Genomic DNA, 13,605 nt, shown 5'->3' with positions numbered 1-13,605 from the left:
ATATCGCGGACAATCTATATGTAATCCAACTTTTGATAATTGCTATAAAATAGAAAATACCCCACCCTCCCAACTTCACAAATGCTCAACAAAATTCTGCAATTCTTCAAACGACTAATTCAGCGGCTGTTCGGAACCCCAACCCCATCCACCCCACCGCCGGGAAATACCCCCATCCGCCCAACCGTAACTGACGCGGAATACGAGTCGAAATTCATGGAAATCCTGGAAGGGGTGAATGCTGGCTGGAGTCGAGGCGATGTAGCGGGATTCTTAATCGCAAAACGCCTTAAAGATGGTGAATTGGCTGCTTGGCTGCAACGGTTTGGGGAAAGATTGTTAGAGGGAGAACATGATGATACCGCTGCTACGGATGCGGTGGCATCGCTTCAGGAATTAGCGCAGCGGCTGGTATTGTTAGGTAGAATTGGCAGCGGGGAATTGTCAGAGGTGGCGAGGCAAATTGGCCGGGAGATATTGACACGGTTTCCGCTGCCGGAGGTTGAGGAGGAGGATACAAAGGGGAGGGTGATTGAGGCGGTGTTTGTTGGGGATGGTTTGGGTTTTTCTGGGGAAGGGAATCGCAGAGGCGCTGAGGCTGCGGAGGAAGAATTGGAAGTTAATGTAGAGGCTGAGGCGTGGTGCGATCGAGGGAATGAGCAGTATAATTTAGGAAGATTTGAAGATGCGATCGCATCTTATAATCAGGCAATTGCTCTCCAACCAGACTATCACGATGCTTTGCACAACCGAGAGGTAGCGCAACGTAAGTTAGGCGAAATTCCATAGGCGAACTCGCTGGTATCCCTAATTTTTGCTAGGTATTGCGAACCGTATGATACTATTAAGAATTAAGCGCATTTTCCGTCGCTAATTATCATACAGTAAAAATAGAAATTTTAGGACTGAAGTCCTCACTAGAAACTTAATTGATAAGAGGTGCATGGCGCACCATACAATAGGTTTATACTATTAGGATTAATCCCAGATCCTTGCATCCCAAATCCAAATCGAATGACACAAGTAATCGGCATTGACTTAGGCGGAACCGCAATTAAACTAGGCAGATTTAGCGAAGACGGCATTTGCCACCAATCCTTAACTGTCCCAACCCCTCAACCGGCAACGCCAGAAGCAGTTTTAGCTACAATGACCGATGCTATTTTACAACTGCATCCGACCGAAAATGCTGTAAGTGCGATCGGCATCGGCACTCCGGGCCCCGCAGATGCCACCGGCCGCATAGCCAGAGTAGCAATTAACCTCAAAAACTGGCATAACGTCCCCCTCGCTGACTGGTTGGAAGCTAAAATCGGCCTGCCGACAATATTAGCAAATGATGCCAACTGTGCCGGATTGGGAGAAGCTTGGTTGGGCGCAGGAAGGCAATTTAAAGACCTAATTTTAATAACTTTAGGTACAGGAGTCGGCGGTGCAGTTATCCTAGACGATAAACTATTTGTAGGTCATCAAGGCGCGGCCGGAGAACTAGGATTGATTACTATAAATCCCGACGGCCCGGAGTGCAACAGCGGCAATCGCGGTTCTTTAGAACAGTACGTTTCGGTGCAAGCAATTCGCCGGGAAACGGGTTTGGAACCTCTAGAATTAGCCAATTTAGCTAAGTCTGGAGATGCCAAAGCTTTAGAATGTTGGCAAAATTACGGGCGTTATCTGGGTATCGGTATGGCAAGTCTCATTTATATTTTGACGCCGGAAGCTATTATTATCGGCGGTGGAATTAGTGCAGGTGCAGAATTTTTCTTGCCGAAGGTTCGAGAAGAAATTGAGCAACGTGTACTGCCGAGTTCTCGCGAAGATTTACAGTTATTGGTGGCTGAATTGGGCAATCAAGCAGGCATGGTAGGGGCAGCAAAATTAGCTTGGCAGCTTGTTCAATAGTTAAAATTTAAAAAAGCAGCGCATTTTACTGCGCTTTTTTAATATCTAAAATGAGGGTGCTACCTAAGCACTTTAGCTAAAAAAAATAAAATGAATGTGAGGAGTTACTAAACATAGTCTCCGTTCATCCTTCATTGTTCATGCTTCTAACTAATGACAAATGACTAATGACTAATGACTAATGACTAATGACTAATTACTGCTTCATGGCAGAGATTGTCCAGTCGTATTTTTAATGTATTCCTGAATTTCTTGATAAGTTTCCGGGTTGTTTTGGCGGAGGATAATAATATTAGTTGCGCTGTCAGGCAGGCAAAAGCTTAGCCGACCGTTCTGTTCGCAAGCAAAAGAGCTAATTCGACTCATATCGATCGCAAATTCTTTGCGGTCATAATGAATTTTAATCCACGAACCTCTAGAATTGCGATCAATGGTTTTTTTGAGGTAATCGAGAACTTGCTTGTAAGCCTCATAATTGCCTTGGGGATTGAGGATAATCGGCTGACTGCTATTAGGCAGCCAAAAGGTGAGACGCTTGTTATCCAGTTCGCTAGAAAAAGCACTAATAGTGTCAAGGTCAATTATGTATGTACTTTTCTCATAAGTAATTTTGCTCCAATAAGCCACAAAGCCTCCTCAAACCTGTGTTTCCTGGTATTTTAGGATAGTTTGACAACTCCTACCATTTTAGATTTTAGATTGTAGATTTTAGATTGGGCATGACTGATGACTATCTGGGTTGGGAAGTTGCCTAAAGTTGCATTTTTTTGGGAAACTGGTATCACCCTTGAAATCTGTAAAAAGTTAAGTAAAAATATCAAATTTTTACCTTCTGCTTTCTGCCTTCCGCCTTCTGCCTTCTGCCTTCTCCCTTGCGGTACTAGCCCCCCAGCCCTAGTATAGGGGTTGGGGGGTGAGGTCTTTCACTCGTTGAGAATGCTGCCCGATATCTAGTCCGATAAGTGCGACCCCTATAAAATCCTATTGGTCTATTGGGCGGGTTTTGTAATGTCCATTGTCGGGGCGATTTGAATATTGTCTACTCTGAACCGCCCCTACAGACATCTAATATATCAGAACTAATCGATCGCACATGATATGAGATCAGTTTGCGACAACTTTCCCAGCCACCAAGTCGCGACCCTCATCTTCTAAAACATCCTGCTTTCCCTGGATGCTAGCGGCCTGGATAAACCCTTGAAACAAGGGGTGGGGGGTGCTAGGTCGAGATTGGAATTCGGGGTGAAATTGGCAGGCTATGAAAAAGGGATGGTTGGGAAATTCGATCATTTCTACTAATCGGCCGTCTGGAGATGTACCGGACACTGCATAACCTGATTCTAAGAAAAGATTGCGGTAGGCGTTGTTAAATTCGTACCGATGGCGGTGCCGCTCGTAAATCACTTCTTTCTGATAAAGTTTGAAAGCTAGCGTGTCTGGGTTGACACGGCACGGATACAAACCCAGTCGCATTGTACCGCCCAAATCGACTACATCTTGCTGTTCTGGCAATAAATTAATTACCGGATTTGATGTATCCGGGTCAAATTCAGCGCTGTTGGCATCCTCTAGTTGTGCGATGTGGCGCGCCCATTCAATCACAGCACACTGCATCCCCAAACACAATCCTAAAAAGGGTATTTTATGGTGTTTGGCATATTCGATCGCCGCTATTTTGCCGTCCACTCCCCGAACCCCAAAACCTCCCGGTACAAGAATGCCGTTGATATCTTTGAGATAATTATCGAGGTTTCCCGATTCTAAATCTTCTGAGTTAATCCAGTGCAAATTTAGGTCGCAGCCGATCGCAATTGCCGCGTGCCGCAAAGCTTCGACTACCGAAAGATAAGCATCGTTCAACCGCACGTATTTGCCAACTAAAGCAATATCAATTTTGTGATTGGGACTGTAAAGCCTGTTGACTAAAGTTTGCCACTGATGCAAATCTGGCTGGCGATGTTCCATTTGCAGCAAATTGAGCGTTTGTTGGGCCAAACCTTCCTGTTCCATCATCAGGGGTACTTCGTAGATACTTTTAGCATCTTGAGATGTGATGACGCATTCTTCCGGGACGTTGCAGAATTCCGACAATTTCTGTTTCATGCCCAAAGACAGCGGGCGATCACACCGACAGACTAAAATATCTGGTTGAATGCCGATCGACCGCAATTCCTTCACCGAATGCTGAGTCGGTTTAGTTTTCATCTCCCCAGCCGAAGGAATCCAAGGTATCAGCGTGACGTGCATATACACAACATTTTGCCGGCCGACATCCTTGCGAAACTGGCGAATTGCCTCCAAAAATGGCAAAGATTCAATATCTCCCACCGTTCCGCCGATTTCCGTAATCACGACATCGGGATTAGTATTTTTGGCTACTCGGTGAATTCGCTCTTTAATCTCATTAGTGATGTGCGGAATCACCTGCACCGTACTCCCCTGATACTCGCCGCGGCGTTCTTTGTTGATCACCGCTTGATAAATGGAACCCGTGGTGACGCTATTGAGGCGAGACATGGAAGTATCGGTAAAACGCTCGTAGTGCCCCAAATCCAGGTCAGTTTCCGCACCGTCTTCCGTCACGAAAACTTCTCCGTGCTGAAACGGGCTGAGAGTGCCGGGGTCAACGTTAATATAGGGGTCTAGCTTCAAAATCGAGACAGAATAGTCCCGCGACTTCAATAGGCGGCCCAAGGAAGCACCGACAATACCCTTGCCGATGCTGGAAACCACGCCGCCAGTCACAAACACAAATTTGCTCATAGGATTTTCGACTTTAGATGTTTCAATGTCAGGTCAGACTCAAATGTGACATAGGTAATCCATAAGGGCAACCACGGGGGATTGCCCCCTACACCCATTTGACCAAATTATTGACGATTGTTATGTGCTTGCAACCAAGTTGTCAAATCTGACACACTGGCAAAGTCTAATAGCGCCTCTCCTAAACTCTGTAATTGCTGAGCGGATAACTGAGCGATGCGAGTTTGAATCTCCGGCGACAGCACGCCGACACTGTGCTCCAACTGACGAACAATTAATGTCACATTTCCTTGTTTAATGCCTTGTTCGATGCCTTGTTCGATGCCTTGTCTGATTCCTTGTTCTATCCCGATTCTGGTAGCTTTGGTAATTGCCCCGCGCTGGTCTTGAATAAAAATTTCTCGCCTTTCTAAATCTTCCAATTCATCCGGATCGAGATTCGCTTCATTGGCAATTGCAAAAGCTTTGCGGAGTTCCGGTACATTTCCCAACTCTTCCGGCACAGACCTTAAAGTCCGAGCGGTTTTCATGAAATATATCCACTTGTCAGTCAGAGTCTCTAATTCTGCTAAAGTCTTGTCAAATTTGGGCAACTCAACAAATACAAATTCTAATTCATCCGCCAAATACTCGACCCGATTGTTTTTTTCTTTGATACAAAACCGCGAAATCACTGTTTCCAGATGCTCAAACATTTGGAAATCTGTAATCGTCAAGGCAATCACGGGATTTAATAGATTGTAGTTTTCTCCGCTTTTCAATTGCACTGAGTAAGCTTTGGTAGCATTGTATAAAATCCGCTTTTCAAAGGATTCTACATTCAATACCTGCATTTCAATTATCACTGTTTTGCTGCCACCAATTTTAGCTTTAACATCCAAGTAAGTATCTTTGACTCCTTTGATTTTGGGAGCTAAATAAGGGTCAAGAATTTCTAAATCTTCGATAACTGGCTGCGCTTCGTAGAGGATGGCATTTAAGAAGCTAATCAAAATGTCTTTGCTGTCAGCAGAGCCGAATATTTTTTTAAATGCAAAGTCGGTTTTGGGGTTAATAAAATTCATGGCTTTTTCAATTTATTAGAGATTGAGAGGTTGAGGTTAGAGTTATTTAATTATTTAACTATCATACAATCTTCTAGGTTGGGTTCGCCGACGATCGCCCCAACCGACATCACCCCAATACGGATGGAAGCCCACAGCAGTCTAGACAAAAGTTCCAGTCCCCGATTAGCGCCTGTGAAGTCAATCAAAAATCAGCCCTACGCGCTCAGTCATTTTTCCCAAAAAGCTAACTCAGGAACGTTTCGGCAATGGTAAAGTCATGGTATACAAAGCACCTCAAGTCTGCTAAAAAAAAACAGCTATGAAGTTTGTCTGCGTTCTATCCCCTCAACGGTTGCTTTGTACTGGTATGGCATTGCTCGCTGCGCTCCTCTTCGAGGGCTTCGCTAACGAGTGTAGCGCGTGGCTCGCTCCCAATGCAGCGCGAGCAAAAGATCCTGGGAAAAATTATTCGTCTGTGTCGCCGAAAATCATCGCTAGTAACGATGTTAATTGCAATGGCGGACGATCGCCCAAAACTAGCTGTCGAGTCGGCGGTTTGTTCGTCAAAACTCCCAATACTACTCCAGAACAAGTCTTTCCTCTCAAGCAGACTGAAGTTAAAGCCAAAATAGCTGGCAATATCTCCCGCGTCGAAGTTGTTCAGAAGTTTGAAAATCCTTTTCCTGAATCTATAGAAGCTGTTTATGTATTTCCTTTGCCCGACGAAGCGGCGGTGGATGATATGGAAATTAAAATAGGCTCACGAATTATTAAAGCTGATATCAAACGCCGCCAGGAAGCTTTGGAAATTTACGAACAAGCCAGAAAGCAAGGCAGGACTGCTGGTTTGTTGGAACAAGAACGCGACAATATTTTTACTCAGTTTCTCGCTAATATCAAGCCAGGAGAAAAAATTGAAGTTACGATTCGCTACACGGAAAGTCTCAAGTTTGCCGGTGGCGATTACGAATTTGTGTTTCCAATGGTGGTTGGGCCGCGTTATATTTCGGGAAATCTGACCCCCCCCTTAGCAAGGGGAGGCTATAGTTCTGCTGCCGATCGCATTAACCCGCCTGTTTTGCCTCCGGGAACGCGATCGGGTCACAATATTGCTGTTTCGGTAGAAATAGATGCCGGCGTTGCGATCGGCGATGTCCGCTCTACTTCCCATCAAATTACAACTGACCGCAGCGGCAATATTGTGCAAGTCCAATTAGCCAATTCAGACACAATTCCCAATAAAGATTTAATTCTGCGCTATCGAGTCGCGGGCGAAAATACTCGGGCAACTATTTTGACTCAATCGGACAAGCGGGGCGGTCATTTTGCTACTTATCTAATTCCGGCATTAAATTACAAAACTAATGAAATTGTACCTAAAGATGTCGTGTTTCTGATGGATACTTCCGGTTCTCAACAGGGCGAACCGCTGGCAAAATCTAAGGAGTTGATGCGCCGCTTCATTCAAGGGTTCAATCCCAACGATACTTTTACTATTATTGATTTTGCAAACACTGCAAAAGCGCTTTCAACAACTCCTTTAGCAAATACTCCAGAAAATCGACAAAAAGCAATTAATTATATCGACAAATTGCAGGCTAACGGTGGCAGTGAATTGTTTAACGGCATTCAAGCAGTGATGAATTTTCCGGCGGCGGCAACGGGAAGGCTGCGGAGTATTGTATTAATTACTGACGGTTACATTGGTAATGAAAATGAAGTGCTGGCTCTGGTTCAGCAGAGTCTGAAACCTGGAAATCGACTTTATAGTTTTGGTGTTGGCGGTTCGGTGAATCGGTTTTTGCTCAACCGTTTGGCGGAAGTGGGAAGAGGCACGTCTCAGGTAATTCGTCAAGATGAACCGTCGGCAGAAGCAGCAGAAAAGTTTTTTCGGGAAATTAATAGTCCGGTATTGACTAATATTCAAATTAGTTGGGAAGGAATGGGGGAAAAACCGCAGATTTATCCGATCGCACCTCCAGACTTGTTTGCGAGTGGGCCACTGGTTTTGTTTGGCAAAAAGACCGATCGAACTAACGGCCAACTTCGCATCCGCGGCACTCTTGCGGGCGGCAAAACTTACGAGCAAGTTTTACCCGTTAATTTTGCTCAATCCGTCGGCGGGCGACAGCGGGAGTCAACTTCTGTCGCAGCAACGGCTACGGATTTTGGCAATCCGGCGGTAGCTCAACTTTGGGGGCGATCGCGCATTAAAGATTTAATGAATCAAATGTTTGGTGGCGAGACTCAATCTCTGGTGGAATCTGTGACTAATACTGCTCTGACTTATCGGTTGCTTTCGGAATACACGGCTTTTGTGGCTGTGAGCGAAGAAGTGCGAGTCGAACCAGATGGATCTCGTCGCCGCGTGCAAGTGCCTGTGGAATTGCCGCAGGGTGTCAGCTATGAAGGTATTTTCGAGTCGGAGGGGGCAGAGCAAACTAGGGGTGGCACTCGCAGCGTTACCTTGACTCCCCGCCCGGCACCGGTGAGTCCAGCTCCTGCTATTCCGCGGCAGCCCGGTTACGGTGAGTCGCAACGCCCGAAGCCTTTGGTCTCTCGCCTCCAAGTAGTTAGCGCCGAAGGGTTGGATGCCGGGGCAATCGCCGCTTTGACTCAATACCTGCAATCGGTTAATCTCCCGGCGGGGGTTAGCGGTGAAACGGTGTGGGAGTTATGGGTACAAGACGGTCGCGTTGCCCGATTGGCGATCCTCTTCGAGGGCTTCGCTAACGACACTAAAACCTCGACGCTGCAAGCAACAGACGCCGTAGAAACTCTCAACCGCGCCTTGAGTTCCTGGCAACCTCCTGCAGGATTCAAGGGCACGCTGCGCCTGAAGTTGCGAATTACGGTCGAGCCTTAAGTAACGAGTATCTATGTCAAGAAACATTAACTTTTAATTCAAAAATACCGAAAGCGCGATCGCTACCGCGAGGAAGATATAAAATCTTTATTAAGAGATTGCCTTTAAACAGAAAGTAATGTTAATGAAATTTATACCGTTTGAGGCAAATGCTAAAACAGTTTCCTTTCTGAAACAACCTTAACAGTAAAGATTTTTGGATCGAAACCCCCCAATCATAGAAGGTATGATGCCCTATGGAAGTTAGTGAACTGCTCAACAATTACGAAAAAGGAGAAAGAGACTTTACTGGAGCCGACCTCAGCGGGAAAGACCTCAGCGGAGCAATCTTAATCGGAGTCAACCTTTCGCGAGCTAATCTTTCCGGGGCGAACCTCAGCAGAGCGTTTCTCACCAAAGCAACACTCAAAGATACACAGATGCAAAGAACAAATCTGACTTTTGCCAAAATGGGTGAAACCCAACTTTCGGGTGCAGATTTGACAAAAGCTAATTTGAGTGGAGCTTTTTTGGTAAAAGCAAAATTGCCCAGAGTAAAGTTAAGTGGCGCAACTTTAACTGGCGCAAACCTGCGCGGTGCTGTGTTATGGAATGCCAATTTGTGCAGCGCCGACTTGCAATTAGTTAACTTGCTGGGCGCGAATCTGACGGGAGCTAATTTTAAGTGGGCCAACCTTTACGGTGCAAGGCTCAATAGTGCAAAACTTTTTGGAGCTCAATTAACCGGAGTCAGTCTGCGGCGAGCGCAGTTGACAGGAGTGAATCTCTGCGGTGTAGATTTGAGCGGCGTTAACGTGAGCGAAGCTAAACTAATGGGAGCTAATTTGGAAGGCTCGAATTTGGCGGGGGCGAATTTCAGCGCGGCTCAGTTGCGTGGGGTGAAGTTGGCGGGTGCAAACTTAACCGGGGCTAAGTTGAGGGGAAGTTGTTTGAGAGGGGCAAATCTGAATTGGGCAAAGTTGTGTCAAGCAGATTTGATGGCAGCAGATTTGAGCGAGGCGACGTTAATAGGAACTAATTTAGATAATGCTTTGTTGGCGGGAGCTATTTTGCCGGAATCTACTAGGCGCTATTTTTCCTTAGCTGGGGCTGGCAGAGTCAACTCTTGGGAAGTTAATGAGATTAATGGTTGATTGTTGACTGATGACTGTTGAGTGTTCACTGTTCACTGATGACTATGACAATTAATTTTGGGGTGGTGCTGGTAACTGCGGCATCGGAGGCGGAGGCGGAGAATCTGGCAAAATCTCTAGTTGAAAACAAGCTGGCTGCTTGTGTGAGTTTGTCACCAATTCGCTCGATTTATAGTTGGCAAGGCGAGATTCATTCCGAGTCAGAGTGGCAGTTGGTGATTAAAACTGATTTGGCTAAATTTGAGGCTTTAAAAACAAAAGTTCAGGAACTCCATTCCTATGAAGTTCCCGAAATTATTGCTATTCCTATTATCGCTGGCAGCGATGCTTATCTCAATTGGCTGGGACAATCTTTAAGTTTGTAGTCAAGATTTTAGTCCTAAATTATCCAATGAAGAGGGACGGAATTCTCTACTAAAAATGGTCAGAAACCTAGGAATTATGACTGGTAGGGCCGATGACCCCGATTTTGTGGCGAAAACTTAGTTCGCCGCCGAACCAGCCTGTAATGCCCAGCAAGGTTGCCACGACGATCGATATAGCTAAACCTGTGTATACGATCGGCTCAGCCGGATTTCCTTGTCGCAACAGCAAGTTAATCAGGGTAAGTACCATAACCGCCACATTGCCGCCCATGTGCAACCAACCGGCACTGCGATCGCGCACTCTTTTAACTTTGAAAAAATCTAAAAAGCCCGTGATTGCTGCCAAAATCCCCGCAGCAAAACCGACACCCATCAGCCAAACCGAAGCTCTGGCCCAAAACGGATCGCTTGTGAGCCAATAACCGATGTCCGTGCCCGCGGCTCCTACTAAAAAGGCTACCGGAAAGATGACGATGATGGGGTGGATGGGATGGCCCGCAACTGAAAGCGTACTCGTAATGCCGGCGTCGCGATACTCTCTGTCGTCACTTTCTAGAATCGGCGGAATATTCGGATAGGGGGTACTATTTCTTTGATTTGTTTCCATGATTTCTAGCGATAAATTTTGTACAACAAAGCCGTTTTTATTGGATTGAACTTAATCCCAAATCCGTTCGCCATTTTCGTCAACGCGGGCCTGCCGAATTACGTCAGAAATTTCGTCCGCGTCTTTGACGTGGTGCAAAGCTTTCTTTTCCCCATCCGGTTCTTCTACGATCACATAAGTTGGAACTGTAACAACATCTCCCACGATGTCGGGTACGTGGTCTACCGCCAGTTGCTGCGCTTTTTCTTCAATGCTTTGCGGTTCATCGGAAATACGATCGCCCGGATTGACAGTGCGCTCCATATCTCTGCCCGGTTTGTCGATACTCATAAAAACCTCTCTCGTATTTCTAATTTTTTGCTGACTCTAATTCCTACTATTGAACGAAAAATATCCCTGCACAAACATCTCCCGACGGGTGGAAGTTTCAGGTAGGCCGATCGCAGGCAGCCTCTTCCTGTAGGTAGAGGTTTTTCGATTTGTTCGGAAAAAACTAAGCTAAAATCTAAGCATGATATTTTCCTTCCCTTTGAGTTGCCCATGAAAAGTTACGATTGGATTGTTGTCGGCGGCGGCATTACTGGTGTGGCACTGAGTTACGAACTGGCAAAAAAAGGTTTTGCTGTGCTGCTTTTGGAACGAGATGCTACCATGCAAAATGCTACTCGTTTTAGTTATGGTGGCCTGGCTTATTGGTCGGGAACGACTGATTTAACTCGGCAATTGTGTCGGGAAGGTATCGAACGCCACCGCAATTTATCGGTGGAATTAGATGCTGATACTGAGTTTCGCGAGTTAGATTTGTTGCTGACAATTGATGGGGGCAATGATGCTGAAAAAGTGGCGGCTAATTACGCGCATTTTGCGATTGTTCCGCAGCTTTTGAGTGTTGCAGAAGCTGGCAATTTGGAACCTTTGCTGAATAAAAGTGCGATCGCCGGAGCTCTGACTGTGCGTCACGGTCACATTTCGCCGACATCCACAAATAAAGCTTATTGTCAAGGGTTTCTACGGTTGGGAGGAACGATGGAATTTGCTGAAGTAATTGGGTTTATAGAAGAGGGAAATCGGATTTCGGGAGTCAAGACGGCGCAGGGAATTTATCGTTGTGAAAATGCTGTGGTTTGTGCTGGAGGTTGGAGTCGGAGTTTGCTGAAAGCCGCTGGTGTTTCTGTGGGAGTTTATTTTACTCGCACGGAGATTTTGGAAACTGCACCTGTGGATTTGAAACTCAGGACTTTGGTGATGCCTGCGGTATTAAAACGTTTTGAATTGGAAGCTAAATCTAGTAAAAATGAGGTGGATTTTATTTGGGATGAACCTGGTAAAGAGTTACAGCCACCGATTTTAGATTCGGGTGCAATTCAATTTAATGATGGGAGTTTGCGGATCGGGCAATTGTCGCGCACTTTGAGCGATTTGAATGCTAAAGTCGATCGCGAAACCAGCGAAACGGCAATTCGTGCAGGAATCAGCAAGGTTTTGCCTGATTTGGCAGGTTTACCGGCAAGTTGGCACGAGTGTAGTGTGGCATTCAGCGCGGATAATTTGCCTGTAGTGGGGCCGATCGCCGATCGCCCTGGATTGCACGTTTTTTCTGGTCTCAGCAATCCTTTGACTATTGTACCTGCTTTGGCTGAGCGATTTGCGAAGGCGGCGGGGGGAGAAGAAGATAGGGCGATCGCACTTTTGTCTCCCCATCGATTTATGGCAGAAGGAAGTTCGGCAACGCATTCTGTAACGGATGTCAGGAAGAAGGAAGAAGGAAGAAGGAAGAAGGATAGATGACTAATCACTAATGACTAATCACTAATGACTAAAAAAGGCAGCGCGACAATAAATGTAGTACCTTTGTCGATCGCACTTTCCACACTTATTGTACCGCCGTGCAGGTCAACGATGTGTTTGACAATGCAGAGTCCCAAACCCGATCCTTTAATCTTGCCTACATTAGCACCCCGTTCAAACTGCTGAAATAGTTTTCCTTGATATTCCGGTGTCATCCCAATTCCCTCATCTCGAACGCACAAAATTATTTGTTGGTTTTCGCAGCTTAAGTCTAAACTGACCTTCCCACCGTTGGGAGAATATTTAATAGCGTTTGAAAGCAAATTAGTCAGAAGGTGGTGCAGTAGTTTGGCATCGAGATTGGCGTGCAGCGGATTTGTGTGACTGCGGAAATATAGTAGGTGTTTGTCGGTGACGATAGGTTGCAGTTCTTCTAAAATAGAATTGCATAAATCCGTCGCATTGATCGGATTTAAGTTTAAGGAAATTTTCCCGGATTCTGCTTTGCTAAGCATTAAAATATCTTCCAGCAGCCCACTCATATTACTGACGGCTTTTTTAATTCGGTCAACATTTTTATTGCTAGTTCCAGGGTTTCTCTGCAAGTCGCTATCTTCTAACATTTCAGCCGATAACTGTATGGTAGTTAAAGGAGTGTTTAAATCGTGGTAAGCCATTGAAATAAAGCGCGATGTATTTGCGCTTTTTTCTGCTGCCAACGCCATTAATTTTTTCAACCTGACCGCTTCTTGATGTTTGCTCAATGCTATCTTGATAGTGGCGTGCATTTCTCTTTCTTTAAAAGGTTTGAGTAGGTAGCCGTAAGAACCAGTATTTTCGGCTCGCTGCAAAGTTTCGTCGTCAGCATAGGCAGTTGTATAAATAATTGGTATATCTAATTCTTGATTAATTATTTCTGCTGTTTCTATGCCGTCAATGTCGCCTTTGATAACTATATCCATTAAAATTAAATCGGGTCTTAGTTCGTGGGCGCGCTGGATTGCATCCGCTCCTGAAGAAACTATATCGGCGATTTGATATCCCAATTTCTCTAGTTTTGGGGATAAATTTTTAGCAATTAACAGTTCGTCTTCGACAATCAAAATCTTAATTGGTTTTTCGGCAAAACTCATAT

13 protein-coding genes are annotated in these 13,605 nt (G+C 45.5%); 6 read left to right on the top strand and 7 right to left on the bottom strand.

The window, feature by feature from the left end:
- Positions 1–81: 81 nt before the first annotated feature.
- On the top strand, positions 82–789 hold the full coding sequence (locus tag QUA24_RS07545; RefSeq protein ID WP_333228513.1) for a tetratricopeptide repeat protein: 708 nt from the start codon (positions 82–84) through the stop codon (positions 787–789).
- 225 nt (positions 790–1,014) lie between these two features.
- A complete protein-coding gene (locus tag QUA24_RS07540; protein ID WP_333228511.1) occupies positions 1,015–1,902 on the top strand; it encodes an ROK family protein in 888 nt (295 codons plus the stop codon).
- A 204-nt stretch (positions 1,903–2,106) separates the two neighbouring features.
- Here the strand turns inward: QUA24_RS07540 and QUA24_RS07535 are convergent, their stop codons facing one another.
- The 4 genes from QUA24_RS07535 to QUA24_RS07520 all read right to left on the bottom strand — a co-directional run bounded on the left by QUA24_RS07535 (position 2,107) and on the right by QUA24_RS07520 (position 5,917).
- Entirely contained in the window at positions 2,107–2,529 is a 423-nt protein-coding gene (locus tag QUA24_RS07535) for a hypothetical protein (protein WP_333080303.1), read from the bottom strand.
- 477 nt (positions 2,530–3,006) lie between these two features.
- Positions 3,007–4,665 (bottom strand): CTP synthase, encoded by a 1,659-nt coding sequence (locus QUA24_RS07530; protein WP_333228509.1) that lies wholly within the window; start codon positions 4,663–4,665, stop codon positions 3,007–3,009.
- A gap of 107 nt (positions 4,666–4,772) precedes the next feature.
- A complete protein-coding gene (locus tag QUA24_RS07525; protein ID WP_333209366.1) occupies positions 4,773–5,729 on the bottom strand; it encodes an Rpn family recombination-promoting nuclease/putative transposase in 957 nt (318 codons plus the stop codon).
- 50 nt (positions 5,730–5,779) lie between these two features.
- On the bottom strand, positions 5,780–5,917 hold the full coding sequence (locus QUA24_RS07520) for a hypothetical protein (protein ID WP_333228507.1): 138 nt from the start codon (positions 5,915–5,917) through the stop codon (positions 5,780–5,782).
- Between the two features lie 113 nt (positions 5,918–6,030).
- Between QUA24_RS07520 and QUA24_RS07515 the strand changes: the two genes are divergently transcribed.
- The 3 genes from QUA24_RS07515 (at position 6,031) to cutA (ending at position 10,075) form a co-directional block, all read left to right on the top strand.
- Positions 6,031–8,577 (top strand): VIT domain-containing protein, encoded by a 2,547-nt coding sequence (locus QUA24_RS07515; RefSeq protein ID WP_333228505.1) that lies wholly within the window; start codon positions 6,031–6,033, stop codon positions 8,575–8,577.
- Positions 8,578–8,813: 236 nt separating this feature from the next.
- Positions 8,814–9,710, top strand: a complete 897-nt coding sequence (locus QUA24_RS07510) for a pentapeptide repeat-containing protein (RefSeq protein WP_333228503.1) — start codon at positions 8,814–8,816, stop codon at positions 9,708–9,710.
- A gap of 44 nt (positions 9,711–9,754) precedes the next feature.
- The gene (gene cutA / locus QUA24_RS07505; RefSeq protein ID WP_333228501.1) at positions 9,755–10,075 is read left to right on the top strand and encodes a divalent-cation tolerance protein CutA; all 321 of its coding nucleotides are present in this window, start codon (positions 9,755–9,757) and stop codon (positions 10,073–10,075) included.
- Positions 10,076–10,142: 67 nt separating this feature from the next.
- Here cutA and QUA24_RS07500 read toward each other — a convergent pair whose 3' ends face one another.
- Positions 10,143–10,682: a DUF2231 domain-containing protein gene (locus tag QUA24_RS07500; RefSeq protein WP_333054314.1), complete on the bottom strand. Its 540-nt coding sequence runs from the start codon at positions 10,680–10,682 to the stop codon at positions 10,143–10,145.
- A 51-nt stretch (positions 10,683–10,733) separates the two neighbouring features.
- A complete protein-coding gene (locus QUA24_RS07495; protein WP_333228499.1) occupies positions 10,734–11,012 on the bottom strand; it encodes a hypothetical protein in 279 nt (92 codons plus the stop codon).
- A gap of 210 nt (positions 11,013–11,222) precedes the next feature.
- Between QUA24_RS07495 and QUA24_RS07490 the strand changes: the two genes are divergently transcribed.
- Positions 11,223–12,470: an FAD-binding oxidoreductase gene (locus QUA24_RS07490; RefSeq protein ID WP_333228497.1), complete on the top strand. Its 1,248-nt coding sequence runs from the start codon at positions 11,223–11,225 to the stop codon at positions 12,468–12,470.
- Positions 12,471–12,484: 14 nt separating this feature from the next.
- Here the strand turns inward: QUA24_RS07490 and QUA24_RS07485 are convergent, their stop codons facing one another.
- A complete protein-coding gene (locus QUA24_RS07485) occupies positions 12,485–13,603 on the bottom strand; it encodes an ATP-binding protein (protein ID WP_333228495.1) in 1,119 nt (372 codons plus the stop codon).
- Between the last annotated feature and the right edge of the window lie 2 nt (positions 13,604–13,605).

It is taken from the genome of Microcoleus sp. Pol12B5 (assembly GCF_036701335.1).
Lineage (GTDB): Bacteria > Cyanobacteriota > Cyanobacteriia > Cyanobacteriales > Microcoleaceae > Microcoleus.
Note: the sequence above shows the minus strand (reverse complement) of the source record. Positions and strands in the feature narration are given on the sequence as shown.

Excerpts from the sequence above, each read along its gene's own strand:
- QUA24_RS07545 (WP_333228513.1), top strand. The coding sequence starts at position 82 with ATGCTCAACAAAATTCTGCAATTCTTCAAACGACTAATTCAGCGGCTG.
- QUA24_RS07540 (WP_333228511.1), top strand. The coding sequence starts at position 1,015 with ATGACACAAGTAATCGGCATTGACTTAGGCGGAACCGCAATTAAACTA.
- QUA24_RS07530 (WP_333228509.1), bottom strand. The coding sequence starts at position 4,665 with ATGAGCAAATTTGTGTTTGTGACTGGCGGCGTGGTTTCCAGCATCGGC.
- QUA24_RS07525 (WP_333209366.1), bottom strand. The coding sequence starts at position 5,729 with ATGAATTTTATTAACCCCAAAACCGACTTTGCATTTAAAAAAATATTC.
- QUA24_RS07515 (WP_333228505.1), top strand. The coding sequence starts at position 6,031 with ATGAAGTTTGTCTGCGTTCTATCCCCTCAACGGTTGCTTTGTACTGGT.
- QUA24_RS07510 (WP_333228503.1), top strand. The coding sequence starts at position 8,814 with ATGGAAGTTAGTGAACTGCTCAACAATTACGAAAAAGGAGAAAGAGAC.
- cutA (WP_333228501.1), top strand. The coding sequence starts at position 9,755 with ATGACAATTAATTTTGGGGTGGTGCTGGTAACTGCGGCATCGGAGGCG.
- QUA24_RS07500 (WP_333054314.1), bottom strand. The coding sequence starts at position 10,682 with ATGGAAACAAATCAAAGAAATAGTACCCCCTATCCGAATATTCCGCCG.
- QUA24_RS07495 (WP_333228499.1), bottom strand. The coding sequence starts at position 11,012 with ATGAGTATCGACAAACCGGGCAGAGATATGGAGCGCACTGTCAATCCG.
- QUA24_RS07490 (WP_333228497.1), top strand. The coding sequence starts at position 11,223 with ATGAAAAGTTACGATTGGATTGTTGTCGGCGGCGGCATTACTGGTGTG.
- QUA24_RS07485 (WP_333228495.1), bottom strand. The coding sequence starts at position 13,603 with ATGAGTTTTGCCGAAAAACCAATTAAGATTTTGATTGTCGAAGACGAA.